Annotated in this window: 24 protein-coding genes; 2 read left to right on the top strand and 22 right to left on the bottom strand. The window is 65.2% G+C overall.

Annotation, left to right across the window (positions count from 1 at the left end; genetic code table 11):
* Nucleotides 1–12 precede the first annotated feature (12 nt).
* The 17 genes from JVX91_RS14065 to JVX91_RS13985 form a co-directional block, all read right to left on the bottom strand.
* Nucleotides 13–666, bottom strand: coding sequence for a DUF1345 domain-containing protein (locus JVX91_RS14065; protein WP_205339775.1), 654 nt, complete (start codon nucleotides 664–666; stop codon nucleotides 13–15).
* On the bottom strand, nucleotides 654–1,490 hold the full coding sequence (locus tag JVX91_RS14060; protein ID WP_205339774.1) for an aminoglycoside phosphotransferase family protein: 837 nt from the start codon (nucleotides 1,488–1,490) through the stop codon (nucleotides 654–656). The genes JVX91_RS14065 and JVX91_RS14060 overlap by 13 nt, the downstream gene beginning before the upstream one ends.
* A 65-nt stretch (nucleotides 1,491–1,555) precedes the next feature.
* On the bottom strand, nucleotides 1,556–1,999 hold the full coding sequence (gene fliJ, locus JVX91_RS14055) for a flagellar export protein FliJ (RefSeq protein WP_205339773.1): 444 nt from the start codon (nucleotides 1,997–1,999) through the stop codon (nucleotides 1,556–1,558).
* 100 nt (nucleotides 2,000–2,099) lie between these two features.
* Nucleotides 2,100–3,455 (bottom strand): flagellar protein export ATPase FliI, encoded by a 1,356-nt coding sequence (gene fliI, locus JVX91_RS14050; RefSeq protein ID WP_205339772.1) that lies wholly within the window; start codon nucleotides 3,453–3,455, stop codon nucleotides 2,100–2,102.
* A complete protein-coding gene (fliH, locus tag JVX91_RS14045; protein ID WP_205339771.1) occupies nucleotides 3,445–4,233 on the bottom strand; it encodes a flagellar assembly protein FliH in 789 nt (262 codons plus the stop codon). Before fliH ends, fliI begins: the two co-directional genes overlap by 11 nt.
* Nucleotide 4,234: 1 nt before the next feature.
* Entirely contained in the window at nucleotides 4,235–5,251 is a 1,017-nt protein-coding gene (gene fliG, locus JVX91_RS14040) for a flagellar motor switch protein FliG (protein ID WP_017520274.1), read from the bottom strand.
* Nucleotides 5,244–7,037: a flagellar basal-body MS-ring/collar protein FliF gene (fliF, locus tag JVX91_RS14035; RefSeq protein WP_205339770.1), complete on the bottom strand. Its 1,794-nt coding sequence runs from the start codon at nucleotides 7,035–7,037 to the stop codon at nucleotides 5,244–5,246. Before fliF ends, fliG begins: the two co-directional genes overlap by 8 nt.
* Nucleotides 7,038–7,056: 19 nt before the next feature.
* Nucleotides 7,057–7,386 carry a flagellar hook-basal body complex protein FliE gene (gene fliE / locus JVX91_RS14030; RefSeq protein ID WP_205339769.1) on the bottom strand — a complete coding sequence of 110 codons (330 nt, stop codon included), beginning with the start codon at nucleotides 7,384–7,386 and terminating at the stop codon, nucleotides 7,057–7,059.
* A gap of 786 nt (nucleotides 7,387–8,172) precedes the next feature.
* Entirely contained in the window at nucleotides 8,173–8,511 is a 339-nt protein-coding gene (locus JVX91_RS14025; protein WP_205339768.1) for an endonuclease domain-containing protein, read from the bottom strand.
* A gap of 155 nt (nucleotides 8,512–8,666) precedes the next feature.
* Nucleotides 8,667–10,082, bottom strand: a complete 1,416-nt coding sequence (fleR, locus tag JVX91_RS14020) for a sigma-54-dependent response regulator transcription factor FleR (protein ID WP_205339767.1) — start codon at nucleotides 10,080–10,082, stop codon at nucleotides 8,667–8,669.
* A 5-nt stretch (nucleotides 10,083–10,087) separates the two neighbouring features.
* Nucleotides 10,088–11,311, bottom strand: coding sequence for an ATP-binding protein (locus JVX91_RS14015; RefSeq protein WP_240201741.1), 1,224 nt, complete (start codon nucleotides 11,309–11,311; stop codon nucleotides 10,088–10,090).
* Nucleotides 11,312–11,433: 122 nt separating this feature from the next.
* Nucleotides 11,434–12,909 (bottom strand): sigma-54 dependent transcriptional regulator, encoded by a 1,476-nt coding sequence (locus JVX91_RS14010; protein ID WP_205339766.1) that lies wholly within the window; start codon nucleotides 12,907–12,909, stop codon nucleotides 11,434–11,436.
* Nucleotides 12,910–13,180: 271 nt separating this feature from the next.
* The gene (locus JVX91_RS14005; protein WP_205339765.1) at nucleotides 13,181–13,477 is read right to left on the bottom strand and encodes a flagellar protein FliT; all 297 of its coding nucleotides are present in this window, start codon (nucleotides 13,475–13,477) and stop codon (nucleotides 13,181–13,183) included.
* Nucleotides 13,478–13,503: 26 nt separating this feature from the next.
* Nucleotides 13,504–13,884, bottom strand: coding sequence for a flagellar export chaperone FliS (gene fliS / locus JVX91_RS14000; RefSeq protein WP_205339764.1), 381 nt, complete (start codon nucleotides 13,882–13,884; stop codon nucleotides 13,504–13,506).
* A gap of 137 nt (nucleotides 13,885–14,021) precedes the next feature.
* On the bottom strand, nucleotides 14,022–15,422 hold the full coding sequence (fliD, locus tag JVX91_RS13995; RefSeq protein ID WP_205339763.1) for a flagellar filament capping protein FliD: 1,401 nt from the start codon (nucleotides 15,420–15,422) through the stop codon (nucleotides 14,022–14,024).
* 86 nt (nucleotides 15,423–15,508) lie between these two features.
* On the bottom strand, nucleotides 15,509–15,850 hold the full coding sequence (locus tag JVX91_RS13990; RefSeq protein ID WP_205339762.1) for a flagellar protein FlaG: 342 nt from the start codon (nucleotides 15,848–15,850) through the stop codon (nucleotides 15,509–15,511).
* A gap of 78 nt (nucleotides 15,851–15,928) precedes the next feature.
* Nucleotides 15,929–17,071 carry a flagellin gene (locus JVX91_RS13985; protein ID WP_205339761.1) on the bottom strand — a complete coding sequence of 381 codons (1,143 nt, stop codon included), beginning with the start codon at nucleotides 17,069–17,071 and terminating at the stop codon, nucleotides 15,929–15,931.
* 213 nt (nucleotides 17,072–17,284) lie between these two features.
* Here JVX91_RS13985 and JVX91_RS13980 point away from each other — a divergent pair, with 213 nt between their 5' ends.
* Together JVX91_RS13980 and JVX91_RS13975 are read left to right on the top strand one after the other, a co-directional pair.
* Nucleotides 17,285–18,922 (top strand): tetratricopeptide repeat protein, encoded by a 1,638-nt coding sequence (locus JVX91_RS13980; RefSeq protein WP_205339760.1) that lies wholly within the window; start codon nucleotides 17,285–17,287, stop codon nucleotides 18,920–18,922.
* 20 nt (nucleotides 18,923–18,942) lie between these two features.
* On the top strand, nucleotides 18,943–20,250 hold the full coding sequence (locus tag JVX91_RS13975; RefSeq protein ID WP_205339759.1) for an FkbM family methyltransferase: 1,308 nt from the start codon (nucleotides 18,943–18,945) through the stop codon (nucleotides 20,248–20,250).
* A 30-nt stretch (nucleotides 20,251–20,280) separates the two neighbouring features.
* Here the strand turns inward: JVX91_RS13975 and JVX91_RS13970 are convergent, their stop codons facing one another.
* The 5 genes from JVX91_RS13970 to JVX91_RS13950 are packed head-to-tail and all read right to left on the bottom strand — an operon-like array spanning nucleotide 20,281 to nucleotide 26,936.
* A complete protein-coding gene (locus JVX91_RS13970; protein WP_205339758.1) occupies nucleotides 20,281–20,886 on the bottom strand; it encodes a class I SAM-dependent methyltransferase in 606 nt (201 codons plus the stop codon).
* Between the two features lie 22 nt (nucleotides 20,887–20,908).
* A complete protein-coding gene (locus JVX91_RS13965) occupies nucleotides 20,909–22,504 on the bottom strand; it encodes a flagellar hook-associated protein 3 (protein WP_240201740.1) in 1,596 nt (531 codons plus the stop codon).
* Nucleotides 22,505–22,514: 10 nt separating this feature from the next.
* Nucleotides 22,515–24,512, bottom strand: a complete 1,998-nt coding sequence (gene flgK, locus JVX91_RS13960) for a flagellar hook-associated protein FlgK (RefSeq protein ID WP_205339757.1) — start codon at nucleotides 24,510–24,512, stop codon at nucleotides 22,515–22,517.
* Nucleotides 24,513–24,535: 23 nt separating this feature from the next.
* Nucleotides 24,536–25,783, bottom strand: a complete 1,248-nt coding sequence (flgJ, locus tag JVX91_RS13955) for a flagellar assembly peptidoglycan hydrolase FlgJ (protein WP_205339756.1) — start codon at nucleotides 25,781–25,783, stop codon at nucleotides 24,536–24,538.
* Nucleotides 25,784–25,793: 10 nt separating this feature from the next.
* Nucleotides 25,794–26,936, bottom strand: coding sequence for a flagellar basal body P-ring protein FlgI (locus tag JVX91_RS13950; protein ID WP_205340010.1), 1,143 nt, complete (start codon nucleotides 26,934–26,936; stop codon nucleotides 25,794–25,796).
* Nucleotides 26,937–26,942: the final 6 nt, after the last annotated feature.

The following is a 26,942-nucleotide window of genomic DNA, read 5'->3' as shown; positions in this document are numbered from 1 at the left end:
CGGCGCGCCGGCCTACCCGACCAGTCCGGCGCCCATGTTGATCGCAAGGCCGAGGACCGCGGTGTTGAACAGGAAGCCAATCACCGAGTGGGCCAGCACCACCCTGCGCATCGCCCGCGAGGCGATCTCCACATCGGAGGTCTGCACCGCCACGCTGAGGGTGAAGGAGAAGTAGAGAAAGTCCCAGTAATCCGGGTTCTTCTCGCCCTCGGGGAAGCGCAGTATCGGCTTGCCTTCCTCAGCCGCGTAGAACATCCGCGCGTAATGCATGCTGAACACGGTGCCGATGAGGAACCAGGAACCGAGCACGGTGCTGGCGGTGAACGCATAGCGCGCCAGCTTCTCGCTGTCGCCGGCATGGGACGCGGTCGCCAGCTCGACGATGATCGCCCCCAGGCTGGCCAGCGCCGCGACGATGATCAGCACCAGCACCGCCTCGGCGGTCTCATCCTCGATGCCGGCGATGCGCTTGACCTGCTCCGGGTCGGCCCGCAGCGCCAGCCAGCCGATCAGCAACACGTACAGCCAGGCCATGCAATTCCAGCCCACCAGCACCCGCGTCATCGGCGAGAGCCAGTAGCAGGCCAGCGCAGCCAGCACACCGAAGGCGCCGGCCCCCACCAGGCGTGGGTGCGCCTGCAGCAGCGCGCGGCTTACGCGCAGCATGCCATGCGGTCCAGTTCGGCGGCCGCCAGTTGGGCGACGGCGAGATCACTGTCGGCAGACATGTCGTCGTCGAGGAACCAGGCGGCGGAAAGCCCGGCGAACGCCAGCACCCACTCGAGCAATCGCTGCCGATCGACGCCGGCGTGCTCGACGATCACATCGAGCTGGCGCAGGAAGCGCGCCGGGTCGCGGGAGGTCGGCAGATCCGGGTTACACAGCAGGTTGGCGTAATCGAACAGGCGCTCGCCGTAGAGGCGTTTCGGGTCGATCGCCAACCAGCCGCGCTCGCCGAAATCGAGGATGTTGTCGTGGTGGACATCGCCGTGCAGTACGGCCTGATCGTGCTCGCTGGCCAGCAGCGCCTCGGCGGTCTCCAGGCAGCGCGGGAACAGTCCGCCATAGCGTGTCGCGGCGGGGGCCAGGTCGCGGAACCACGCGCGCAGGCCGACCAGTTCCGGTAGCGGGTTTTCGCGCGCTCGATGCAGGCGCCGCACCACGTCGCAAACGATGCGGCTGGCCTGATCGTCCTCGCCGTTGAGCGCCATCTGCATCAGCGAGCGGGAGCCTTCGGCGCGCTCCATCAGGATGGTGTCGCCGTCGTAGGCATAGACCAGCGCGGCACCCTCGCCGCACCACCAGCGCATGACCTGCGCACCGCCCTGCTCCTCTGCCTCCAGGGCGCGCTTGAGCATCGCCGGGCGGCCCTGCCAGCGCACCGGCAGGAGATGGCTGCTGGGTGTGACGATGGGTTCCCCTTCGGGAGCGAGTTGCCAGAGGTGCAGGACGCGGTGGAAATCCACGGGCACGGGAGACGGCAGAGGCATGAAGAGGTTCCGGTCGGGATACTGACAGGAGCCTAGCACGGCGCCGTGATGGATCGGCGCCGGGTTCAGTCGGCGGACGGTCTCAGGCGCTGGGCGAATTCGTCGAGCTGCTTCTGCTCGTACTTGTCGGCCGCCAGGCGCGCTTCCTCGCGGTAGCGTTCCACCAGCTTGCGCAGGCCTTCGAGGCGTGTGTACTTCTCCTGCCAGACTTCACGGGCCTTGCCGACGGTATTCTCGTGCCAGGCCACCGAACGGTTCTGTTGTTCGACGGCGCCTTCGAGCTGCGACAGGAAGCGCTGGTAGTTGATCAGCCACTGGCCGCTGACACCCTGCTGGCCGTTGCGGATCCACTGTTGCTGGTAGTCGAAACGGTAGCGTTCGAGTTCGGCGAGCTTGCGTTGCGCCTGTTGCAGCTGGCCTTGCACCAGACCGAGCTGGCGCGCGGCCTCGCGCTCGGCCTTGAGCGCCATGTCCACCACCGGCGCCAGGCGTTCGGCTCGGCGGTTCATGACACAGCCCTCTGCCGTGCGCCCCTCTCCCCAGCCCTGGCTGCGCGCCCCGCTCCGAAGGGAGAGGGAGCAATGCACTCAGCGCTCGGGATGGAGTCCATCACCCAGCCTTACCGCTGACTACCGCGTCGAGCAGCAGGCGGCTGTCGTCGAGGTTCTGGCTTTCGTCCAGCCCCTGGCGGAGGAACTGGCGCATGATCGGGAAACGCTGGATCGCCAGGTCGGTTTCTGGATCGCCACCGGCCACATAGGCGCCAACGCTGATCAGGTCGCGGCTCTGCTGGTAGCGCGACCACAGTTGCTTGAAGCGCTGGGCATCGCGCAGGTGCTCAGGCGTGGTGACTTGCGGCATCACCCGGCTGATGGAGGCCTCGATATCGATGGCCGGGTAATGGCCTTCCTCGGCCAACCGGCGCGACAGCACGAAGTGACCGTCGAGCACGCCACGGGCGGCATCGGCGATGGGGTCCTGCTGGTCGTCGCCCTCGCTGAGCACGGTGTAGAACGCGGTGATCGAGCCGCCGCCCTTCTCGCCATTGCCGGCGCGCTCGACAAGGCGCGGCAGCTTGGCGAACACCGACGGCGGATAGCCCTTGGTCGCCGGCGGCTCGCCGATGGCCAGGGCGATCTCGCGCTGGGCCTGGGCGTAACGGGTCAGCGAATCCATCAGCAGCAGGACGTTCTTGCCCTTGTCGCGGAAATATTCGGCGATCCGCGTGCAGTATTGCGCCGCGCGCAGGCGCATCAGCGGCGCGTCGTCCGCTGGCGATGCGACGACCACGGAACGCTTGAGGCCTTCCTCGCCGAGGATGTGCTCGATGAACTCCTTCACCTCACGACCCCGTTCACCGATCAGCCCGACCACGATGATGTCGGCCTTGGTGAACTTGGTCATCATGCCCAGCAGCACGGATTTACCGACGCCGGTACCGGCGAACAGGCCCAGGCGCTGGCCGCGGCCGACGGTGAGCAGCGAGTTGATCGAGCGGATGCCGACGTCCATGGGCTCGTGGATCGGGTCGCGCGCCAGCGGGTTGATGATCGGGCCATCCATCGGCACCCAGTCCTCGGCGCGCATGCCGCCCTTGCCGTCCAGCGCACGGCCAACGCCATCGAGCACGCGGCCGAGCATGGACATGCCCATGGGCAGGCGGCCGGAGTCCGGCAGCGGCACCACGCGGGCGCCGGGGGCGATGCCGACCAGGCTGCCCACCGGCATCAGGTAGATCTTGCTGCCGGCGAAGCCCATGACTTCGGCTTCCACCTGCACGGGGTGATAGCCGCCATCGTTGATCACCTGGCAGCGGCTGCCGACGGCGGCTTGCAGGCCTTCGGCCTCCAGCGTCAGGCCGACCATGCGCAGCAGGCGGCCTTCCACCACCGGCTGCGTCGGCAGGCTCACCGCCTCGCTGTAGCCCTGCAGGCGGCGGGCGAAGCTGACGCGATCAAGGCGCATCAGGGTCGCCCTGGCCGGCGTCGAGGTCTACATGCAGATCAGGCTCCAGCGCGTGGGTCGCCTGGTCGCGCTGCTGTTCGAAGAGTTGCTTCACGGCCTGGGCCAGGCGCGTCTCGACGCTGGCGTCGATGCGCGAGTGTTCGGTCTCGATGCGGCAGCCACCCGGGAGCAGGCCGTCGTCCTCGATGATCCGCCAACTCTCTTCATGACGATCACGCAGCGCCTTCACCAACTCGAAGTCCTGCGGGTTGACCTGGATACGGATGTTGCCGGCGCCCATGGGCAACAGCTTGAGCGCCTCGCGCAGCACCTGGCGGATCTGGCTCGAATCGGTGGCCAGCTCGCGTTGCACCACCTGGCGCACCACATGGGTCACCAGGTTGAGCATGCCCTGTTCGAGCATCTGGTCCTGCTCGGCGATGGGGTCAAGCAGGTGCGACATCAGGGTTTCCAGATTCTGCAGACGCGGCTGCAGCGCCGCGTCGGCTTCCTGGCGCGCCTTCAATTGGCCGGCGTGGAAACCGTCTTTCTCGCCGGTAGAGAAGCCTTCGTTGTAGGCCTCCTGGCGAATCGCCTCGAGCTCGTCGAGCGTCAGCGGCTTGACCTCGTCCTCCGGTACTTCCTCGATCTGCGGCTGCTCGTCGACCACCGGCTCGGGTTCGGGCTCGGGTTCCGGCGCCGGCCGGGCCGGGTCGAAGCTGGGCAGCGACCAGCGATCGAAGCCCGCGGTATCCCGCGCGCGAATCAGTTCGCTGAGCTTGTCCTCGTCCTTGACCAACTTAGATCATCTCCTCGCCGCCCTTGCCGCCCAGCACGATTTCGCCGGACTCGGCCATGCGCCGGGCAATGGTGAGGATTTCCTTCTGCGCGCCTTCCACTTCGCTGACGCGCACCGGGCCCTTGGCCTCCAGGTCGTCGCGCAGCAGTTCGGCGGCACGCTTGGACATGTTGCGGAAGATCTTCTCGCGGATCGCTTCGTCCGAGCCCTTGAGGGCCAGCACCAGCACGTCCGAGGACACCTCGCGCAGCAGCGCCTGGATGCCGCGGTCGTCGACGTCGGCAAGATTGTCGAAGACGAACATCAGGTCTTCGATCTGGCCGGACAGGTCCTCGTCGACTTCGCGGATGGCGTCCATCAGCGCGCCTTCGACCGAGCTGTCGAGGTAGTTCATGATGTCTGCCGCGCGCTTCACGCCGCCCATGGTGGTGCGGGTCGAGTTGGCGTTGCCGGCGAACTGTTTCTCCAGGATCAGGTTCAGTTCCTTGAGCGCGGACGGCTGCACGGTATTGAGCGAGGACACGCGCAGGATGATGTCCAGGCGCACCTTGTGGTCGAAGTGGCTGAGTACTTCGCCGGCCTGGTCCGGGTCGAGGTAGGCGACCACGATGGCCTGGATCTGCGGGTGCTCGTAGCGGATCACGTCGGCCACGGCGCGCGGCTCCATCCACTTCAGGCTGTCCAGGCCGCTGGTGTTGCCGCCCAGCAGGATGCGGTCGATGAGGTTGTTCGCCTTGTCCTCGCCCAGGGCCTGGGTGAGCATTTTGCGGATGTAGCTGTCGGCGCCCACGCCCAGGCTGGTCTGGTCGCCGACGATCTCGACGAACTCGCCCATCACCTGCTCGACCTGTTCGCGATGGACATTGCGCATCTGCGCCATGGCCACGCCGACCTTCTGCACTTCCTTCGGGCCCATGTGGCGCAGCACCTGCGCAGCATCGGTCTCACCCAGGGAGAGCAGGAGGATGGCAGCCTTGTCGACCTTGTTCAGTTTGGCGCTCATGCGGGCTTCACTCATCGGAATTGATCCAGTCCTTCACTACCTGGGCAACGCGCCCCGGGTCCTGGGCGACCAGACTCTTGATCGCATTCAATTGTGCATCGTACCCCTCGGAGGGGCTGGGCAGCAGGATGCTGGCCGGGCCGCCGAGGCTCACGCGGTCATCGGACAGTTCGCCCTCCAGGCCGCCCAGCTCGCCGAGGCCACCCTCGCCCGCTGCGCCGCCGCCCACCAGGGCCTTGCTCTTGTTACCCGACAGGTTGTTCAGCACCGGACGCAGCACGCCGAGCACCAGCACCAGGATGAAGAGGATACCCAGCACCTGCTTGACCACGTCCCAGAACCACGGCTGGGTATAGAACGGGGGCGACGTAATTTCCTCGCCAAGCTCCGGGGCGAACGGCGCGTTGATCACGCTGACGCTGTCGCCACGGCTGGCGTCGTAGCCCACGGCGTCCTGGACCAGGCGGGTGAAGCGCGCCAGCTCATCGGCGGACCACGGCTGATGGCTCACTTCGCCGGTCTTCGGATCGGCGGTCATGCGGTCGTCCAGCACCACCGCGACGGAAAGCCGGCGCAGGCGACCCTGCTGCTGCTTGGTGTAGCTCACCGAGCGGTCCAGCTCGTAGTTGCGGGTGTTCTGCTGGCGCTTGTCGGTCGGATACGGCGCGAGTTCCGGCTTGCCGGTCTTCGGATCGATGATCGTCTGGCCGTTGGCGTCCTTCAGCGGTTGACCCGGGGCGACGAAATCGGCACCGGCATTCTGCGCGGTGGACTGCGGCGCGCTGGCCGGACCCGGCGGCTGGTTCGACAGCGCCCCCGGAACGCCCTGCGGGCCGTTGCTGTTCTGGCGTTCCTCGTTGTTCACCTGCTCGCTGCGCAGGGCCGGCTGGTCCGGGTTGAACGATTCGGAAGTGGACTCCACCGCGCTGAAGTCGACGTCGGCGGACACCTCGGCCTTGTAGCGACCATTGCCGAGCACCGGCGCGAGGATGCTGTGTACGCGCTGGGTGAAGTTGCTTTCCATGCGGCGAGTGAAGTCGAACTGCTTGCCGGCCATGGTCAGCTCGGACAGCTCCTGCTGGTCGGAGAGCAGGTTGCCTTTCTGGTCGACCACGGTGACCTGGGACTTGTCCAGTTCCGGCACGCTGGTGGCAACCAGGTTGACGATGGCCAGCACCTGGCTCGGTTCCAGGCTGCGGCCCGGATACAGCTCGACCAGCACCGACGCGCTGGGCTTGCGGTCGTCGCGGACGAACACCGAGCTCTTGGGAATCGCCAGGTGCACGCGGGCGGCCTTGACGTTGTTCAGGCTCGACACGGTACGCGCCAGCTCGCCTTCCAGGCCGCGACGGTAATTGGTCGCTTCCATGAACTGGCTGGTGCCCAGCGCCTGTTCCTTGTCGAGGATCTCGAAGCCGACGTTGTTGTCGGTCGGCGCCAGGCCGGCGCCGGCGACTTTCATGCGCGCGCGGCCGAGGTCATCGGCCTTCACCAGCAGCGCGCCGGAGTTGGGCTCGATCTTGTAGGCGATATCGGCGGCGGACAACGCCTCGACCACCTTGTTGGCGTCGACGCCATTGAGGCTGCCATACAGCGGCTTGTAGTCCGGCTGTTGCGACCACAGCACCATGCCGAAACCGATGGCGATGCTCGCGGCGAGGCCGACCAGCAGGCCGACCTGGCGCAGCATCGGCATGTCCGCGAGGTTCTCGAGGAAGCTCAGGCCCAGCAGCGGCTTTTTCGGCGCATCGGCACCGAGCTTGGCGGGAACCTGACTGTCAACAACGGTGGCTTCAGCCATTACCTACGATCCTCGCCGCTCAAACCGGCATCTGCATGATGTCCTGGTACGCCTGCACGAGCTTGTTGCGTACCTGGGTCATCGCCTGGAAAGAAACACTGGCCTTCTGCGAAGCGATCATCACGTCAGTGAGATCCACACCGCTCTGTCCCATCTCGAAAGCCGTCGCCATGTCGGAGGCGGCCTGCTGGGTACCGTTCACCTTGTCCACTGCCTGGCCGAGCATCTGCGAGAAGCTCGGCGCACCCGGCTCGGCCGGTGCAGCCTGCGTCTTCGCCTTGGCCATGGCTTCCATCTGCATGGAACGCATTTCCAGCAACAGACGATTGAACTCGATACCCTGACTCATCACTTACCCCTCCGACTGGCCGCGGTTTTTTGACACCGCGCGGCGCTTTGCACAGGGGATTGCAACTTGGGTGCCAGGTTTTCGGGGTGTAGGAAAAATGCGCAGGATAGCTCTGGAACAGGGCTTCCAGACTCATGATTGGGTATTTCGGGTTGAGGGCCTGGTGCACGGACCAGAGCCCCTCACCCCAGCCCTCTCCCAGAGGGAGAGGGGGCAGGTCGGCGGGGCCGATGGGGACGGCATTTCGCCGGATACTCCGCTCGGAAAGGATGAACGCCAAATATCCAATTGGCAGAGGACGGCCCCTCTCCCAGAGGGAGAGGGGCAGGTCGGCGGGGCCGATGGGGACGGCATTTCGCCGGATACTCCGCTCGGAAAGGATGAACGCCAAGCATCCAATTAGCAGAGGTCGGCCCCTCTCCCAGAGGGAGAGGGGGCAGGTCGGCGGGGCCGATGGGGACGGCAATTCGCCGGATGCTCCGCTCGGAAAGGATGAACGCCAAACATCCAATTGGCAGAGGACGGCCCCTCTCCCAGAGGGAGAGGGGCAGGTCGGCGGGGCCGATGGGGACGGCATTTCGCCGGATACTCCGCTCGGAAAGGATGAACGCCAAGCATCCAATTAGCAGAGGTCGGCCCCTCTCCCAGAGGGAGAGGGAGCAGGTCGGCGTGGCCGGGCGGGCCGGCATTCAGCCGGACATTGCGCTGCAGCAGAACGAACACCAAACATCCAATTGGCAGAGGACAGCCCCCTCTCCCTCCGGGAGAGGGTTGGGGTGAGGGCGATCATCCCGCGCCGGATTCGACCGCTAAACGCAGCGCCTCTAAAACGGCATCAGTCCTCACCAGCACATCATGATTCCAATACCGAAAAACACGAATCCCCTGCCCTGCCAGCCACGCATCACGCTCGCGATCATGCGCAGACTCCAGATGCTGCCCACCATCCAGCTCCACCGCCAGCCGACGATCATGGCAGTAGAAATCCAGCACATAGATTCCGCACGGCACCTGCCGACGGAACTTCAGGCCAAGAAAACGCCTATCTCTTAACGCTGCCCACAATCTCCGCTCAGCGTCGGTTTGTCGACGCCTCAGTTGACGCGCAAATTCCACCTCGTCCATGGCTCGCTCCCCGGTCGATCAACCCAGGAGAAAGGTCCGGCATTCCCATGCAGGCCGCAGCCAGACGAAAACACCAGCACACCACAGAATCCACCGAGCCCCACCAAGAAAAGGCCCGCACGAATGCGGGCCAAGAGGGGTTGTTTGTCGGTGGCTCAGCTGGCGTAGAGGTAAGCCTCCACATCCATGCCGGCATCACGCATCTGCGCGAGCTTGTAGCGCAGGGTGCGCGGGCTGATGCCCAGCCGTTCGGCGGCTTCCTTGCGGCGGCCGCGCTCGCTGCGCAGGGTGTCGATGATCATCTGGAACTCACGACGCTTGAGGTCCTCACCCAACTGGCCAGCCTCCTGTGCAGCGGGTGACGGAATCTCGACACCCGCCGGAATCTGTGGCGCACTCGGCGACGGCACGGCAGTCAGCAGCGGGCGCGGAGCCAGGCCGATGGGCGCGGTCAGGCAAAGGTCAGCCGCCTGGACCTGGCCACCCTGTTGCAGAATCAGCGAGCGCTGGATCGCGTTGTCCAGCTCGCGCACGTTGCCCGGCCAGGTGTACGCCAGCAATGCGGCACGGGCGCAGTCGCCCAGGGTGACCGGCGCGTGATTCATCTTGCGTGCGTACTTGGCCAGCAGGCGTTCGGCCAGCGGCAGGATGTCGGCGGGACGCTCGCGCAGCGGCCGCCAGGCCAGCGGGAACACCGACAGGCGATAGTAGAGATCCTCGCGGAAACGCCCGGCAGCCACTTCGCCGAGCAGGTCGCGGTTGGTGGTGGCGAGCACGCGGATATCCAGGCTGATCGGCTTGCGCGCGCCGACGCGCTCCACCTCGCGTTCCTGCAACACGCGCAGCAGCTTGGCCTGCAGGCCAAGCGGCATCTCGGAGATTTCGTCGAGCAGGATGGTGCCGCCGTCGGCCAGCTCGAACTTGCCTGGCTGGGCGGCGATGGCGCCGGTGAACGCGCCCTTCTCGTGGCCGAACAGGGTGGCCTCGAGCATGTTGTCCGGGATCGCCGCGCAGTTGATCGCGACGAAGGGTTTGCCGGCGCGCGGCGATTGCTGGTGGATGTATTGCGCCAGCACTTCCTTGCCGGTGCCGGACTCGCCGGAGATCAGCACCGTGGAATCGCTGCGCGCCACACGCGCAGCCAGTTCCAGCAACTGCTGGCTGGCAGGCTCCAGGGCCACCGGACCTTCGCCGGCGCCGGAGGAAACACTGCCCAGCGCATGCCGCGCCACCAGTTCCAGCAGCGCGCGCGGCTCGAAGGGTTTGACCAGGTAATCCGCCGCGCCCTGGCGCATGGCGTCCACGGCGCGGTCGACGGCGCCATAGGCGGTCATCAGCAACACCGGCAGCTGCGGGTAGCGCTTGCGGATCAGGCCGAGCAACTGGTGCCCGTCCATGCCCGGCATGTTGACGTCGCTGATCACCAGGCTGAAGGCGTCCTTCTCCAGCGCCGGCAGCGCGGCCTCGGCGCAATCGACGGCAACGAAGTCGTGCCCGCCGAGCGACAGGGTGTCGGAGAGGGCTTCACGAAGGGCGCGGTCGTCTTCGACCAGCAGGACTTTGGCGGCCATGGAAATCATTCCTCGTGCGCGAAGGGTTGGGCCACGATCAGCGGCAGAACAAGGGTGGCGCAGGTGCCGACACCGGGACGCGAGCGCAGGCGCAGCTCACCCTGGTGGGCCTTGGCGACGGCCTTGACCACGGCCAGGCCGAGGCCGGTGCCGGTGGTCTTGGTGGTGAAGAACGGCTCGCCGAGGCGCGCCAGGGTTTCGGCGCTCATGCCCGGTCCGTTGTCACTGACCGACAGGCGCAAGGTGTTCCCGCGCGGGTAAAGATGCACTTTCAGGCGCACGTCGCGACCGGCTGCCTGGATCGCGTTCTCCACCAGGTTGAGCACGGTGCCGACCAGGGTGTCGCGGTTGCACATCAGCTCGCCCAGGCGCGCATCGCACTGCCAGCGCATGTTCAGGCCGGTGACGTGGGATTCGGCGGCGGCACGCAGGCTGGCGAACAGTTGGCTCGGGCCCAGGCGATCCGGCAGCGGCAGTTCGCCACGGGCGAACACCAGCATGTCGCGCACCTGGCTTTCCAGTTCGTGCAGGCGCTCCTTGATGCGACCGGCAAAGCGCTGCTGCTGCTCGACCGGCAGCTCACCCTCGCTCAGGTGCCCGGCATAGAGCATGGCGGCGGACAGCGGCGTACGGATCTGGTGAGCCAGCGAAGCGACCATGCGGCCCAGGGCGGACAGGCGTTCGTGGCGGGCAAGCTGGTCCTGCAGGCGACGGGTTTCCGTCAGGTCGTTGAGCAGGATGAGCTGGCCGGGTTCGCCGTTCAGCGGGCGGATGGCGATGGACACACGGCGGCCATCGCGCAGGGAGACTTCATGGCCATCGTCGGCACGGGGGGCAAAGCTGCGGGAGATGACTTCACGCCAGAGCATGCCCACCAGCGGCTTGCCGAGCAGTGCGACCGCCACCGGATTGGCGTCGCGCACCACGCCCTGGCCGTCGATCATGATGACGCCGCCGGGCAGCACGTCGAGCAGGCTCTGCAGGCGATTGGCCTGGCGCTCCTTCTCGGCCAGCTCCTGCATGCGCTGCGCGCTGACCAGCGCGAGTTCGCCTTTCAGCTCAGTGACACGAGCCTCCAGCTGGCTGTACGACTGATTGAGCTGGCTCGACATCTGGTTGAACAGCGCGAAGGTCTGTTCCAGTTGAGCACGGCTCTGCTGCTCCACCGGCACCTGCTCTGCAGGCAGTTGGGGAACGAGTTCAGTCTGGCGATTGGCGGCTGGCATCATGCGGTTATTCCTCATCCGTCCGACGCTGTGAATCTGTCGGTCGGATGAGTCTTAGCAAACCGCGTGCCTAAAATTTACTCGTTATATTTCAATGACTTGAGAAAACGAGTGTGACGGAGGCGTCAATCCTCCGCCATTTCCTCTTCGCGACGGCTCATGCCGTACTTGCGCATTTTCTCCACCAGGGTGGTGCGGCGGATGCGCAGGCGTTCGGCGGCACGGGCGACGACACCACTGGCATCATCGAGCGCCTGCTGGATCAAGCCCTGCTCCAGGTTGGCGAGGTAGTCCTTCAGGTCGATGCCCTCAGCCGGCAGCATGGCCGGCGAGTCGAGCCCCGGCAGACCCGCGGTGATCGCCGCGCGCTCTTCCAATTCCTCGCGCAGGCTGCTCGCCAGTTGCTCGTCCTCGTCGTCGACGTGACGGAACTTCTTCGGCAGCTCGCCCACGCCGATCACGCCGTAGGGATGCATGATCGCCAGGCGCTCGACGAGGTTGGCCAGCTCGCGCACGTTGCCCGGCCAGTCGTGACGGCAGAGCGACATGATGGCGGCGGAGTTGAAGCGGATCGAGCCGCGCTTCTCGTGCTCCATGCGCGAGATCAGCTCGTTCATCAGCAGCGGGATGTCCTCGACGCGCTCGCGCAGCGGGGCCATCTCGATGGGGAAGACGTTGAGGCGGTAGTACAGGTCCTCGCGGAAGCTGCCGTCCTCGATCATCTTCTCGAGGTTCTTGTGGGTCGCGGCGATGATGCGCACGTCCACGTTCTGCGTCTTGTTGCTGCCCACGCGCTCGAAGGTGCGCTCCTGCAGCACGCGCAGCAGCTTGACCTGCATCGGCAACGGCATGTCGCCGATCTCGTCGAGGAACAGGGTGCCACCGTTGGCCAGTTCGAAGCGGCCAGCACGGGTGGTGATCGCGCCAGTGAAGGCGCCCTTCTCGTGGCCGAACAGTTCGCTTTCCAGCAGCTCGGCCGGAATCGCGCCGCAGTTCACCGGCACGAACGGTGCGTCGCGACGCTTGGAGTGGTAGTGCAGGTTGCGCGCCACCACTTCCTTGCCGGTGCCCGACTCGCCGAGGATCAGTACGCTGGCATCGGTGTCGGCGACCTGCTGCATCATCTGCCGCACATTCTGGATGGCGCGGCTGGTGCCGACCAGGCTGCGGAACAGGTTGGGCTCGCGCTGGCGACCGCGCTCGCGGGCCTGGTCGTACATCTCGCGGTAGACCTGGGCGCGGTGCAGGGAATCGAGCAGCTTGTTGTAGCTGGGCGGCATTTCCAGGCTGGCCAGCACGCGGCGGCGCAGCTCTTCGGGCCAATCGTTGGGCGCCGGTTCGCCAAGCAGGAGGACGGGCAGGAATTCGTCCCAGGCGGCGAGCTGCTTGAGCAGCTCCAGCGCCCCGCCCTTGCTGTCGACCGAGCCGATCAGCACGCAGAGGACGTCGCGGCTGCCGTTGGGCAGCGGCTCGACGGTCTGTCGCCAATCGCGGCTGCTGCAGGACAGCTGGTCTTCACCCAGGAAGTTGATGATGACCGAGAGGTCACGGCAGCGTTCCTGATTGTCGTCGATCACGAGGATTTTGGTTTCGCGCCACATCTTAGCTTGTCATCCCGGGGCTTGAAGGCCGTCGTACGGCGGCTGACACGACCTGGCCACAGCACAATTTCCTCGTGCTAGCCAGCATTTGGCCATTAGTAAAGTCAAAAATGTGGCAAGAGTCAAATTAATGGCGTGTTTTTTTTGATGCAGCCCGACGAAGGGTGTTGATCCCGGTCATGGCAATGGAACTGTGACACAGTTCGCGGGGGATGCGGCGGCGACCGAGGCGGGCCGGTCGTCGCGCGCAGACAGCCGATATCGAGAGATATCAGCCGAACATCTGGTAGACCTTGGCGCCCTGGTGCGAGCGGTTGACACGCAGAATCTCGCCGGCCACATCCTCGCGCTGACGAGTGACAGCGTGGACCAGTTCGCGGTAAAGCACCAGCAACCCTTCCAGGCTGCGCTTGAGATCGCTGTCATCGTCCAGCGGCTCGACCATCGCGGCGTCCACGTGCTCGCGACACTCGAGGTCGAGTCGAGCGATGGCTTCCCAGTCCTGCTGGGCCAGCGCTGCCCCCAGGGCGACGCGGGTCTGTTCGATGTGCTGAACGGCGAGGGTCATGTTCTGGATCTCCTGGCGGGTCGCGATCACTGGGGAATGGCGTCCCAACCTTCCTTGATGGTACGCAGCAGGCCCGACACCTCGTCGAGGACTTCCAGATCGTTGCTGCGGTTGGCGTCGCCGAGGCGACGGCTCATGTAGTCGTACAGGTTGGCATAGTTCTCGGCCAGCTCTCCACCGACCTCGAAGTTCAGCGCTTCACGCAGACCGCCGATGATGGCGGTGGCCTTGGCGATCAGCATGCCCTTCTGAGCGAACTGCCCGCGCTCCATCGAGCCACGCGCCTGGGCGATACGGCTCAGGCCGCCTTCCATCAACATCTGGATCAGGCGATGGGGAGAAGCGTCGTGCAACTGCGACTGGTTGTTCACGTTCTGGTACTGGCGCAGCGCTGCCGAAGCGTTCATCTGATTTCCCCTTGATTCGCTGAACGATCAAATCGTCGATATTCAAAGTATCGGCGAAGGCGGGAAAACCTTTAGGCAAAATTCCGCACCGGCGTACCACTCCACAGCCCGCCGTAGAGCGACGGGCTATCGAGGAATCAGCTGTTGGAACTGCTCGCCTTGTTCAGCGCATTGAGCGTGGTCATCACGCTGCTGCTGGTGGCCTTGAGCTGGGCGACCAGGGAGTCCATGGCGTTGTACTTGGCCATGAGCGTGGTGGTCAGTTTGTCCATGCGATTGGTCAGTGCGGTCTGCTGGGTGGCCAGGTCGCTGAGGGTCTGGTTCAGGTTGCTGGTGCGCTGGTCGAGCAGGCCATTGCTCTGGGTGTAGCTCTTCACGCTGGCGCTCATGCGCTCGAGCAGGCCGCCGCTGCCGGTGAAGAAGCCCTGTACCGATGAGAAGTTATTGGTCAGCGCGGTATCGAGCTTCTTGTCATCGATCGACAGGGTGCCGTCGTTCTTGGTGGAAATGCCCAGCTGGGACAGCAGCTTGATGCTGCCGCCGCTGTCGGAAGAGCCCACCAGTTCATTGCGCAGCCCACTGAGCAGGGTGCGGGTCATCGCGTCACCGGACAGCGCCGCGGCGCTGGTGGTGGGCTTGCCGCTGCTGTCGGTGGTGTTGGTGACCTTGGTCAGCGAGTTGATCGAGGTGATCAACGCGTTGTACGAATCGACGAAGGACTTGATCGAAGTCTTCAGACCGTCCTTGTTGGTATCGACGGTGACGGTCGAACTACCGGCAGCCACCAGGGTGAACGACACACCGCTGATCGCGCCGCTGACGGTGTTGGTGGCGCTGCTCATCTGCAGGCCATCGATGGTGTAGTTGGCGTCCTTCGCGACGGTGTCGATGTAGCCGCCGGCGGTGGCCGACGCCTTGGTGCCGGAGCCATCGATTTTGAGCACGTCGAGGCTGCTGTCGCCGCTGGCTTCGATGCTGATGTCGCTGCCAGCGCCGGTGGTGGTGGAGCCCAGTACCAGGCGCGGACCGGTGGCGTCGGTGATGATGTTGGCGGTGATGCCACTGGACTTGAGCTGGCTGTTGATGCTGTCCCGGACATCGGAGAGGCTCGCGCCCGCCGACACGTTGACCGTGTAGGAGCTGTTGCCCTGGGTGATCTTCAGGCTGCCGGCGCCGAAGCTGGTCGACTTGTCGATGTACTGGGTGGCGACCTTGGAGCTGGTGGCCAGGTTGCCGACGACCACTTTGTAGCTGCCGCCGGTGGCGCCAGCGCCGACAGTGGCCGTGAGGGTGTCGGTGCTCGAGGACTTCACCGCAAGCCCGGCGAAGGAGCTGGCGTCGTTGAGCTTATCCAGCGCGGCCTGATAGGTGGACAGCGCGCTCTTGAGCGTACCGAGCGCCGACAGCTGGGTATTGGCCTTGGTCTGCTGCGTGGTGATCTGGCTTTGTTTCGGCGCCTTCTGCGCGTTCACCAACGAGGTCACGATGGAGTCGATGTCGTATCCCGACCCTACGCCATTGATCGAAGTCCCGGCCATTTGCCTACCCTCCTGTCCAAATTTCTGGCGGCTTTCTGCCTGCCGCCCGCGTCTGGTAACGCTTCATTCAAGAATCGCGCCAGAAGCTACGCGCGTTCGCTGAACAACAGATTACCCGCTTCCTTCAGGCTTTCTGCCAACTTCAGAGCAACTTCCGAAGGAATCTGCCGGATGATCTCGCCAGTGTCGGAGGCCACGACCTTGACCACGGTCTCGCCGCTGGCTTCGTCCACCGAGAACTCCAGGTTGCGCTGCACCGACTGGGCCTGCTCGCGCAGACGATTGACCGCTTCGTCCAGCTTGCGTTGACCGTTGACGGCCGGCGATTGCTTGGCGCTTTGCGGCAAGCTGTTGCCGCTGGCCGGCTTGCCACCCACGCTGGCGGTATCGACCGGGCGCAGGTTGTTGATTCCGAGGCTGGTATCCATCAGGTTTTACCCTCCACACGCAAAGCAAGGAAGGGCGCTGGGCGCCCTTCCTTCCGTTTTTTTTACCGTCAGACCCTGTTACTGCAGGAGCTTCAGGACGCCCGAGGGCAGCTGGTTGGCCTGGGCCAGAACCGCGGTGGCGGCCTGTTGCAGGGTTTGCTGCTTGGTCATTTCGGCCGTTTCCGAAGCGAAGTCCACGTCCTGGATGGTGGAGCGTGCGGCGGTGGCGTTCTGCGACACGTTCTGCAGGTTGGAGATGGTGCTGTCCAGGCGGTTCTCTACAGCACCCAGAGCGGAACGCTGGGTATCGATCTGCTTCAGCGCGGCGTCGATCACCTGGGTAGCCGACTGAGCACCTTTGGCAGTGGTGATGTCCAGCTGCTGCACGGTGAAGGACGAGGAAACGGTAGCGGTGGTAGCAGCGGTGGCTGCAGTGGCGCCGGTACCCGCGCTGACCACGATCTGGCTGCCCGAGTGCAGGACGATACCGGTGCCGTTGGTGCCGGTGGTTGCAGTCACGCCGCTGACGTTGGTGTTGATGGCGCTGATGATGTCCTTGGTGTTCGAACCCTTGGCGATGTTGACGGTGGTGCCGTCGATCACCATGGTACCGGCAGTGGCGGTCACGGCGTTCGCCGAGGCCAGCGCGGTGGTCAGGGTCACGTTGGCCGAGGCCAGGGCGGAGGAGCCTTTCAGGGCGTTGGCGCCCATGTCACCCAGGCTGAAGCTGATGGTTTCGTTGGCGTTGGCGCCGACCTGGAAGGTCAGGGTGCCGTTGGTGCCAGCGGAGCCGTCGAGCAGCTTGATGCCGGAGGTACCGCCACCGAAGGTGGTGGTCTTGGAGATACGGGTCAGTTCAGCGGTCAGCGACTTGAACTCCTGGTTCAGCGAGCTCTGGTCTTCGGAGCTGTTCGAGCCGTTGGCCGACTGCAGGGACAGTTCACGCATACGCTGCAGGATGTTGGTGGATTCCTGCAGGGCGCCTTCGGCGGCCTGGGCGATGGAGTTGGCGTCCTGGGCGTTCTTGACGGCTACGTCAAGGCCTTTGACCTGGCTGGTCAGACGGTTGGAGATCTGCGAGCCGGCGGCGTCGTCTTTGGCACTGTTGATGCGCAGGCCGGTGGACAGGCGAGTCATCGAGTTGGAGAGGGAGCCAGCAGCCTTGCTCAGGTTCTTTTGAACGGAGAGCGAGGCAATGTTCGTGTTAACGGTAAGTGCCATGACGAGATCCTCGTAATTTGGGCTATGTGGCTCCCAGCCCTGGCAACTGCCCGAAGTGGCGTGGAGAACCTTCGTTAGGGTTATCGTCGTCGAGCGGCGGGGCTTTAGTTTTTTTTTGGATTTTTTTCAAAAGCCCTTGCGCAAGCGCCATGGCCCTCTTCTTGCAACCGCAGCCCAATCCGTCAAGGCAACGTCACTTCAAGGCAACCGTCCATGCATACATCCCAGCACCAGGCCGAGACCCAGCGCATCGCCCGCGCCCTCGAGGAGGCCGAGCGGCTCGGTGATGACGACCGCAAGATTCCTCTCTATCAGCAGTTGCTCAAGTTGATGCCCGACCTCGCTCTTGGCCATGCCCACTTGGCCGCCCTGCTGCTGGGGCGGGATCGCGAAGAAGAGGCACAGGCACACGTCGAGCGAGCACTGTCATCTGCATTCGACGAGCGCATCGACAGCCTGCTGTTTGAAGAGCTGGCCAAGCGCCCCCGTTTCAACGGCAACCTGGTGAACGCACAGCGGTGGTACGAGGCGGTGCCGAATGTCTGGCGCCTCAAGCTGCTGCTGTCCGCCCTCAACCGCATCGAGGCCCATGACGAGGCTGAGCGGTTGATCCTGCAGACTCTGGAGCGGCCGTTACCCCCGGTGGACCAGACCCAGGTACTGAACCTGCTGGCACAGCTCTACTACAACACCGGGCGCTTCCACGAGAGCATCGCCTGCTGCACCCTGGGCCTCGAACAGGCCCCCGACAGCGTGCCGCTCAACTTCAACTTCGCGGTGGCCCAGGAGCAGGTGGCGCGCTACAAGGAAGCCTTCGACGCCTACGCCAAGGTACTGCGCCTCGACCCGCAGCATGTCGCCACCCACAACAACCTGGCCCTGCTGATGCTGCGCCTGGGTGAGTTCGGCCCCGGCTGGCAGCACTACGAATGGCGCTGGGCGGAAGTGCAGAAGGAACACCAGCAGCACTTCTCCATCCCACGCTGGCAAGGCGAGCCGCTGGACGGCAAGACCTTGCTGGTGTGGGCCGAACAGGGCATCGGCGACCACATCATGTTCGCCAGCCTGCTGGGTGAACTGGCGCAACTGGGCAGCACCGTCCACTACGAAATCTACGAGCGTCTGGACGCCCTCTTCAGCCGCAGCTTCCCGCAGATCCAGTTCGTCCGCCGCGAGCTGCAGGGCACCGCAAAGGACGGCGCGCAGGTCATGCACCGGCAGACCTGGCCACGCAGCGACTACCAGATTCCCATGGGCAGCCTGCCGGCACTGCTGCGCCCCAACCTGGAAAGCTTCCCGCGCGAGCCGCATTACCTGTCCGCAGATCCGGCGATGGTCGAGGAAATTCGCGCGGACTATCGTCGGCGTTTCCCCGGCAAGCGCCTGATCGGCGTGTCCTGGCGCGGCGGCACCAGCGTGTCCAACGAGAAGCAGAGCCGACGCATCCCCATCGCCGACCTCGGCGTACTGGCCGCGCTGCCGGACGTGCAACTGATCAACCTGCAATACGGCGACACCCGCGCGGAACGCGAAGAGGCCCGCGCCAACGGCTTCGACATCTACAACGACGACAGCGTCGATCCGCTGCACGACATGGACCGCCAGGCCGCGCAGCTCTGTGCGCTGGAAGCGGTGGTCAGCATCGACAACACCACCGTCCACCTGGCCGGTGCGCTGGGCGTGCCCACCTACATGCTGCTCCAACTCAATCCCAACTGGCGCTGGGGGCTGCAGGAAGGTCCCAGCTACTGGTACCCGAGCGTGCAGCGCGTGCGCAACCCGGTACTGAACGAATGGCGGGCCACGCTGGCCCGTGTCGCCGAGCAACTGCAAGACAGCAAAACCCACTAGAGCGAAGGCAGGAAATCACCATGAAGTGTTGCGTCATCATGCCGATCGGCCCGGGGCACCAGGAACTCGCCGGCCGCGCCAAGGACTCCGTGGCCCGTGCCGTGGCCAACGGCCTGGGCGCCTTCGACGAAGTGCAGGTGCTGGAAATGGACGACACCCAGGGCCGCCTGGGCCGCTCCCACGCCCGCAACCTGGCGGTGCGCGAAGCCGGCGAGCGCGGGATCGAGTGGCTGTTCTTCCTCGATGCCGACGACCTGATGTGCCCCACCGCATTCGTCGATGCCGCGCCTCTGCTGGAGGACCACGACGCGATCTGGGGCACCATCTATGTCGCCGACCTGCAGGCCGGCCAGGCGCAGCGCCGCGAGGGGCAGATCAGCCCGATCGACAACCTGGAACAGGTGCTGCTCAACGATCCCTACCTGACCCTGCAGATGGGCCACTTCGTTCGCCAGGACGTCGCGGCGGCTACACCCTTCGATACGGACATGGATACCGGCGAGGACTTCGATTACTACCTGCGCCTGTGGAAGGAGCGCCGCTGCGTGAAGATCGACACGCCGCTGTTCCTCAATGTCCGCGGACAGCATTCCGGCGGCCCGCGTTCGGCCCACGGCGGCGACTGGCGCCAGGCGATCAACCGGGTGTTCTCGGCCTTCTGCCGCGACAACGAGGTGGTTGCTGCGATTCCCTACGCGCAGACCTCACTGGCCTTGCGCCTGAGCAATACCCTCGACCCGCTGCAGGCACTGTTGGCCAGCGAACGCCTGCACGACCTCGACGAACTGGAAGAGACGCTGCGCCACCTGCCGCCCGAGGCGCGCGTGGTGGAAGTGGGCGGGCACATCGGCAGCTATGCGCTGGTCCTGACCCTGATCGGTGGCGCAGCGAGCCTGGACAGCTTCGAGGCGGAACCGGAGCTGGCGGAGTTTCTCGATTACAACCTGCGCCTCAACGCACTGGACGCTGAGCACTTCCGCGCCCACGGCATCGCCGTCGGCGCCGGGCGCAATAATCCCGACGAGAGCGAAGCCCTGTTCGGCCGCATGGAATTGAAGGACTACATCCAGCCCGCCGGCGCGGCCCTCGACGACCTGCTGCCGGACGCCGGCTGCGAGCTGTTGCGCATCGATCGGCGCGGATACGAACTGGCGGTGCTGCGCGGCGCGCGGCAACTGATCGGCGCCAATCGTCCGCTGATCCTGGTCCGGGCCCTGAACGACAACCGCCCTGCCCTGCTCGACTGGGCACAACGCAACGCGTATCGCGTGGTGCGCAGCTTCGAGTACAACCTCAGCACCAACTACCTGCTGGCCGCCGAGGCCTGATGCGCGAGCGCGCGGTGGCCCCTGCCGGGGTCACTGCGCGCGGCGGTAGACGTGGACCGTCAGGCGTACGTCGCGGCCAACGTTGAAGGCCGGCACGTCGTAGCGCTGGTAGACCGCCTTGCCGTAGCGCTCCAGCTCGAAGCCCTGGCGCAGCATGGCGCCCACGTAGGCTTCCGGATCGCGGTTGAAGATCGGCGGGTTGCCGTCGCGGCGCCAGCGCTCATCCATCACCTCACCGATCACCACGCGCTCCGCGGCTGCGCAGATTGGAGCCAGAAATCGCGCCAGCTCACCAACGGGAATGTGGCAGGCCACGGTGTAGATCAGGGCCGTGCCACTGCGCGGCAGTTCGGCGCCCGGCTCGATACATTCGAAGCGGTAGCCCGGATGATTCTTGCGCGCCGCCTCGACCGCCGAGACGTTGACGTCCACGCCCAGGTAATGCTCCGGCGCGAACGCCCGGCACAGCCGGCCATAACCGCAACCCACCTCAAGCACGCCATCACGCTCGTCGATGATCTGCCCGAGCATTGCCCGCACGTCGAAGCCTTCGGGAAACTCGCCGCCCACTTCCGGGATGACGTGGCTCAGGCCTTCTTCGTTCCAGAACGCGGCCAGTTCTTCCAGTGTCGCCACTCTCGTTACTCCCCCAAAAATCTCACAGCTTGTTGAACAGGCTCAGTTGACTGATTCGCGCGAACGCCGCCTGGGCGGCTTCGAGCATGGTCTGCTGCAGCACCAGTTGCGAAGTCGCCGCGGCCATGTCGGTATCGCGGATCGACGACTGGGTGGTGGTGTTGGTCAGCGCCAGGCTCTGGTTCTCCTGGGTGAGCACGTCGATGGTGTTCAGCCGCGCGCCGATCGACGACTGGGTCGAGAGCACCTGGTTGCTGGCGTTGTCCAGGTTGGTCACGGCGGTGGCGACCATGTTGCGAATGTTCAGCTGCGCCTGTGGGTTGCCGGCCGTGGAGGTATCCAGCGCCTTGCGCAGGTCACCGATGGTATTGAGGATGTTCTGCCGCTCCGGCGAGCTGGCGGTGACGCTGAACTGGTCCCCGGCTGCGGGCGCTGCGCTGATGCTCATGTCGACGCCGGCGACGGTCACGGTCTGCGGGAAGGTCGCGCCCAGCGTGCCGGTGGACAGCGGCGTGGCGCCCTGGCTGGTGGGCAGCGCATAGACCTCGTAGGCGGTGGCGCTGGTGAACTTGAGCTGCACGCCATTGCTGGGGAACTGCGTGGTGTAGGCGGTGTTGTTGCTCACCGTGGCCGAGGTGATCTGCGCCATCGAGGTGTTGGTGGCGTTGCGCTTGACCGAGAGGCTGTCCGTCGCGGTACCGAAGCTGAAGCTGTAGCCACCGACCAGCGTGTCCATGGTGCTGGCGTCGTCGGTCTTCTGCAGCGAGACATCCAGCTGGAATTGCGAGCCACGGAAGTTGATCGCGTTGCTGTCGGTAGACGTCGCGTCGTAGGTGCCGTTGGTGGTGGCTTCGCTGGTGACGTCGTTGCCGTTCTTGTCGAGGATCTGGTACTGGGTGCCGTTGAGCACCTTCAGCGTGTAGGGCGCGTCGTCACGGAAGCTGGCGTTGTAGCTGCTGTCGTTGGTCACCGTGCCCTGGGACAGGAACACCCGCTGCTGCCCGTCCGCGTTCGGGTTGTTGGTCACCGAACTGAGGGTGCGACTGGCATTGGCGGCCATCTCGAAGATGCTCCAGCCGTTGTCGTTGGTCGACATCTGCAGGTTGTCGGAGATCTGCAGCTTCAGCGAGCTCTGGTCGCCCTGGTAGCTGAAGCTGCCATCGGCGTTCTGTACGAAGGGCTGCACGGTGCTCTTGCTGCCGGAGAACAGGTAGTTGCCGCTGGCGTCCTTGCTGTTCATCAGGGTCAGCAGTTGCTGCTGGATCTGCCCCAGCTCGTCGCTGAGGGCGCCACGATCCTCGTCGGTCATCGAGCCATCGCCGGCGCGCAGCGTCAGTTCGCGGGCGCGCTGCAGGGCATTGGTGATGGAGTCGAGGACGCTCTGTTCCTGGTTCAGGCTGTTGGTCGCGCTGGTCATGTTGCCGGCGTACTGGGTCAGCAGCGCCTGCTGTTGCTCCAGCTGCAGCAGGCGCGCGGCACCGACGGGATCGTCGGCGGGCGTCTGGATGCGCGTGCCGCTGGAGATCTGCTCCTGCAACTTGGCCAGGCTGGAATAGCCACGGTTGTAGTTGTCGATGTTGGAATTGAAGATCTGCGGGGTGGAAATTCGCACAACCATTTCAGCCTCCTCAGATGTTGTTGATCAAAGTGTCGAAGAGCGTCTGCGCGGTCTTGATGATCTGCGCGGAGGCCGTGTAGTACTGCTGGAACTTCACCAGGTTGGCGGCCTCTTCGTCGAGGTTCACCGCCGACAGCGAGTCGCGGGTGCCTTGCGCCTGGGTCAGGACCGCCTCGGTGGCGGTGGCGTCCAGCTTGGCCTGGTTGGCGGTAGCGCCGACGGTTTCGGTCAGGCTGCTGTAGGCGCCGGTCAGGCTCATTCCGCTGCCGCTGCCAGTGCCGCTGCCAACGGTCTTGGCGGTCTGCAGGTCGATCAGTTTCTGCGCGTTGGTGTTGTCGGCGTCGCCATCGCTGTTGAAGGCCACGGAGAAACTGTCGCCCTTCCCCGGGTAGCCACCGATGGTGGTCTCGAAGGTGAACGGCGGCGTGCCCGGCACGGTGATGCTGAGTTCGTTGCTCTGCCCCGGCACGATGTTGCCGGTGCCCAGCGAGTTGCCGGCCGAATCGTAGATCGTGTAGCCCTGGGTGCCGCCGCTGGCGGCGTCGAAGACCAGTTTCACCGGCAGGCCGGCCTTGACCGCTGCGGCCATCGCGGTGCTGTTGCTGGCGTCCAGCTTGCTGGTCAGGCTGGTGCCGCTGATGGTGCCGCTGCCTTTGTTGCCGGTGGTGGTGCTGGCGGTCACCGCCGAGGCAAAGGCCAGGCGGTTGGAGTCGGTCATGGTCACCGAGATGTCGGCCGCCGCGGTGCGCGTGGGCATCACGGTGAAGCGGTCACCGGCCTGGACCGTGCCGACGCTCTGCTTGCTGATGCTGAACCCGTCGAATTGCTTGGGCGGGTTGTCGTTCAGATCGCCGGTGCCCATCACCGTGCCATCGGAGGAACGCTTGATGGTGTAGCCGGTGGCGGAGGTGAAGGTCACCTCGTAGTCGCTGGTGGTCAGCGCGCTGCTGTCGGTGATGTTGACGTTGAGATTGCCGGTCCCGGTGTTGTGCGTATTGGCCAGGCTGCGATTGCCGATGACGCTGGCGTCGTTGATGTCCTTGAACAGCTGGGCGCCGAAGTTGCCGTTGAGGTCCAGGCCCTGGGCCAGCTGGCTGTTGAAGGTATCGGCGAGGACGACTGCCATGCGCCCCAGTTCGTTCTGGGTGCTGTCCAGCACGTCGCTGCGATAGCGCAGCAGGCCGCCCATCTGGCCGCCGGTAACCACCGAGGTGACGTCCATGGTCGAGCTGCCGGAACTCAGGCTCAGGCTGAACTGCGACGGGTTGTTGGCGCTCGGTCCGGCGGTCAGGGTGGAGGCGTTGCTGCCCACCACCAGCGGCTGGCCGGACCCCAGGTAGAGGTTGTAGTTGCTGCCCTGCTTGACCACGCTGACGCCGACCATGTCGGACAGTTGCACCACCGCCTGGTCGCGCTTGTCCAGCAGGTCGTTGACGCTGGCGCCGCTGGCCTGGGCCGCGGTGATCGCCTGGTTGTACTGGGCGACGGTCTTGGCCAGGTCGCTGACCTGTCCGGCCAGGCTGTCCATCTGCGTATTGACGTAGCTGTTCTGGGTGCCCAGCTGGGTGGAGATGGAGTTGAAGCGCTGCGCCAGGTTGCCCGCCTGGGTCAGTACCAGTTGCCGGGACGCGGCATCGGTCGGCGTGGCCGCGGCGGTCTGCAGCGAGGCGAAGAAATTCTGCATCACCTTGGAAAGGCCGGTGGTGCTATCGGACAGCAGCGAATCGATCTGGTTGACCTGCGACAGGTAGGTCTGCGCATCGCTGTTCACCGAGGTCGCGCCGCGCAGCTGGTTGGCCAGGAACTCGCTGTACATCCGGCGAACGTCCTGCACCGTGGTGCCGGTACCGACGTAGTACTGCCCGGCGAACTGCGAGGCAGAGGTCCCCTGCACCGACTGCTGGCGGGTGTAGCCAGCGGTGTTGACGTTGGTGATGTTGTTGCCGGTGGTGCTCAGCGCCGTTTGCGAGGCGTTGAGGCCGGACAGTCCGATGGATAAGAGGCTCATGGGCTTTCCTTAGAGCAGTCCATTCAAAGTGCGCGGGTCGGGGCGTCTGCCATCGCCACGGTCTGGTAGACCTGCATCTGCTTGGCGATCTGGTTCACCTTCCGTGCGTACTGCGGGTCGGTGGCGTAGCCGGCGCGTTGCAACTCCTTCATGAATTGGTCCGGGCGCGCGGCGGAATCCAGCGCGCCCTGATAGCGATCGTTGTTCTGCAGGAAGCTGACGTAATCCTGGAAGCTCTGCTCGAAGGAGTTGTAGGCGCGGAACGACGCCACTTCCTTGACCTGCTTGCCGTTCTCGTACTCGCTGGTGGTCGCACGGGCCGAATCGCCCTTCCAGCTCGAACCGCTCTTGATGCCGAACAGGTTGTGGCTGCTGCTGCCGTCGCGCTGGGCGATCATCTTCTTGCCCCAGCCGGTTTCCAGCGCGGCCTGGGCCACCAGGTAGCGGGGGTCGACGCCGATGCGCTTGGCCGCGCGTTCGGCCATCGGCAGCATGGTGTTGATGAAGTCGTCGGCGGAGGCAAACATCGACTTGCCCGGCTTGGTGGAAATCGACGAGGTATCCACGTCGGTGACCGGCACGGTGGTGTCGATCTGCCGGGTGTAGGCGCGGCTGCCGCGCCAGTCGTTGCTGGCCAGCTGCGCCGGCTGATTGGCGGTGGATGCCACGGCATTGCCAGCCTCGGCGCCCGGCACCAGGCCGGCGGCGATGCGCTGGGCGAGCTTGCCCGGCAGCGCAAGGCGGCGCGAATTCAGCGCCTGGCGATCGTCTCGGCCAGCTTCGGGTTGCGGCAAGGCCTTGCCGTTGGAGGCAAACACGCTGCGGGTCTTCTGCCGGTCGGAGGTCGCCACGCTGGCAGTCGCTGCCTGGGATGCATCGCCGGCCACCTGCGCGCCGGTCTGGGCGAAGGGGTTGTTGCCGGTGTGGCGCACGCCCTGCATCTTCTCCATCTGCTTGACCAGCACGTCGGCCAGGCCGATGCCGTGGCCCTGGGTCGCCAGGGACACGGACAGCTGGTGGTCGTACATGTCCTGGTACTGCTTGGCCGCCTCGCTGTTCATCGGGTTGTCCTTGGCGAACACCTCGTTGGCCGAGCGCATGGATTTCAGCATCTCGTTCATGAACAGCGATTCGAATTCCTGGGCGACCTTGCGGATATTCCCTGCGCTATCGCGGGACGAACCGGTCTTCAGCGCCGACAGGCGATTGAGGTCGGTGTAGGACCCGGAGCTGGAACCATTGGTGCTGGCGGAAAGCAGTTTGGCGTCCACGGCGACGTCCTCAGATCACGATCAGGTCGGCTTGCAGCGCGCCGGCCTGTTTCAGGGCTTCGAGGATCGCCATCAGGTCGCTGGGCGCGGCGCCCACCTGGTTAACGGCGCGTACGATTTCATCCAGCGTGGTGCCCGGGCCGAACTTGAACATCGGCTTGGCTTCCTGGTCGGCATTCACCCGCGAGCGCGGCACCACGGCGGTCTGACCGTTGGAGAACGGGCCGGGCTGGCTGACGATGGGGTCTTCGGTGATGGTCACGGTCAGGCTGCCGTGGGTCACGGCGGCCGGCGACACGCGCACGTTCTGGCCGATCACGATGGTGCCGGTGCGCGAGTTGATGATGACCTTGGCCACGGCTTCGCCGGCCTGCACGTCGAGGTTCTCCAGCACGGACATGTAGTCCACGCGCTGGTTCGGGTCCAGCGGCGCGCTGACACGCACCGAGCCACCGTCGACGGCCTGGGCGACACCCGGGCCGAGCAGTTCGTTGATGCGGTCGACGATGTGCTTGGCGGTGGTGAAGTCCGGGCGATTGAGGTTCAGGGTCAGGGTGTTGCCCTGGTCGAAGCCACTCGGTACCGCGCGCTCGACGGTGGCGCCACCGGGAATGCGACCGGCCGACGGAACGTTGACAGTGATCTTCGAACCGTCGCGGCCTTCGGCGTCGAAGCCGCCGACCACCAGGTTGCCCTGGGCGATGGCGTAGGTCTGGCCGTCGATACCCTTGAGCTGGGTCATCAGCAGGCTGCCGCCGCGCAGGCTCTTGGCGTTACCGATGGAAGACACGGTGATGTCGATGACCTGGCCCGGCTTGGCGAACGGCGGCAGGTCGGCGTGGATGGACACCGCGGCGACGTTCTTCAGCTGCACGTTGCCCGAGCCCGCCGGCACCTTGATGCCGAACTGCGCCAGCATGTTGTTGAAGGTCTGCAGGGTGAACGGCGTCTGGGTGGTCTGGTCGCCGGAGCCATTGAGGCCGACGACCAGGCCGTAGCCGATCAACTGGTTGTTGCGCACGCCCTGGATGGTGGCGATGTCTTTCAGCCGCTCAGCCTGCGCCACCGGCACCATGACCACTGCACAGAACACCACCATGACGTAGGAGCGGACTTTGTCCGCGATCGCTACCAACGTTTTTCCAGAGGCCATCATCGT

This window comes from Pseudomonas sp. PDNC002, assembly GCF_016919445.1.
Lineage (GTDB): Bacteria > Pseudomonadota > Gammaproteobacteria > Pseudomonadales > Pseudomonadaceae > Pseudomonas.
Note: the sequence above shows the minus strand (reverse complement) of the source record. Positions and strands in the feature narration are given on the sequence as shown.

Excerpts from the sequence above, each read along its gene's own strand:
- JVX91_RS13965 (WP_240201740.1), bottom strand. The coding sequence starts at position 22,504 with ATGGTTGTGCGAATTTCCACCCCGCAGATCTTCAATTCCAACATCGAC.
- JVX91_RS14025 (WP_205339768.1), bottom strand. The coding sequence starts at position 8,511 with ATGGACGAGGTGGAATTTGCGCGTCAACTGAGGCGTCGACAAACCGAC.
- fliI (WP_205339772.1), bottom strand. The coding sequence starts at position 3,455 with ATGCGCCTTGATCGCGTCAGCTTCGCCCGCCGCCTGCAGGGCTACAGC.
- fliS (WP_205339764.1), bottom strand. The coding sequence starts at position 13,884 with ATGAACGCTTCGGCAGCGCTGCGCCAGTACCAGAACGTGAACAACCAG.
- fliE (WP_205339769.1), bottom strand. The coding sequence starts at position 7,386 with ATGAGTCAGGGTATCGAGTTCAATCGTCTGTTGCTGGAAATGCGTTCC.
- JVX91_RS14005 (WP_205339765.1), bottom strand. The coding sequence starts at position 13,477 with ATGACCCTCGCCGTTCAGCACATCGAACAGACCCGCGTCGCCCTGGGG.
- fliG (WP_017520274.1), bottom strand. The coding sequence starts at position 5,251 with ATGAGTGAAGCCCGCATGAGCGCCAAACTGAACAAGGTCGACAAGGCT.
- JVX91_RS14060 (WP_205339774.1), bottom strand. The coding sequence starts at position 1,490 with ATGCCTCTGCCGTCTCCCGTGCCCGTGGATTTCCACCGCGTCCTGCAC.
- fliJ (WP_205339773.1), bottom strand. The coding sequence starts at position 1,999 with ATGAACCGCCGAGCCGAACGCCTGGCGCCGGTGGTGGACATGGCGCTC.
- JVX91_RS13990 (WP_205339762.1), bottom strand. The coding sequence starts at position 15,850 with ATGGATACCAGCCTCGGAATCAACAACCTGCGCCCGGTCGATACCGCC.
- JVX91_RS14015 (WP_240201741.1), bottom strand. The coding sequence starts at position 11,311 with ATGATGCCAGCCGCCAATCGCCAGACTGAACTCGTTCCCCAACTGCCT.
- flgK (WP_205339757.1), bottom strand. The coding sequence starts at position 24,512 with ATGAGCCTCTTATCCATCGGACTGTCCGGCCTCAACGCCTCGCAAACG.
- JVX91_RS14010 (WP_205339766.1), bottom strand. The coding sequence starts at position 12,909 with ATGTGGCGCGAAACCAAAATCCTCGTGATCGACGACAATCAGGAACGC.
- fleR (WP_205339767.1), bottom strand. The coding sequence starts at position 10,082 with ATGGCCGCCAAAGTCCTGCTGGTCGAAGACGACCGCGCCCTTCGTGAA.
- fliD (WP_205339763.1), bottom strand. The coding sequence starts at position 15,422 with ATGGCCGGGACTTCGATCAATGGCGTAGGGTCGGGATACGACATCGAC.
- JVX91_RS13950 (WP_205340010.1), bottom strand. The coding sequence starts at position 26,936 with ATGGCCTCTGGAAAAACGTTGGTAGCGATCGCGGACAAAGTCCGCTCC.
- JVX91_RS13975 (WP_205339759.1), top strand. The coding sequence starts at position 18,943 with ATGAAGTGTTGCGTCATCATGCCGATCGGCCCGGGGCACCAGGAACTC.
- JVX91_RS14065 (WP_205339775.1), bottom strand. The coding sequence starts at position 666 with ATGCTGCGCGTAAGCCGCGCGCTGCTGCAGGCGCACCCACGCCTGGTG.
- fliF (WP_205339770.1), bottom strand. The coding sequence starts at position 7,037 with ATGGCTGAAGCCACCGTTGTTGACAGTCAGGTTCCCGCCAAGCTCGGT.
- JVX91_RS13985 (WP_205339761.1), bottom strand. The coding sequence starts at position 17,071 with ATGGCACTTACCGTTAACACGAACATTGCCTCGCTCTCCGTTCAAAAG.
- JVX91_RS13980 (WP_205339760.1), top strand. The coding sequence starts at position 17,285 with ATGCATACATCCCAGCACCAGGCCGAGACCCAGCGCATCGCCCGCGCC.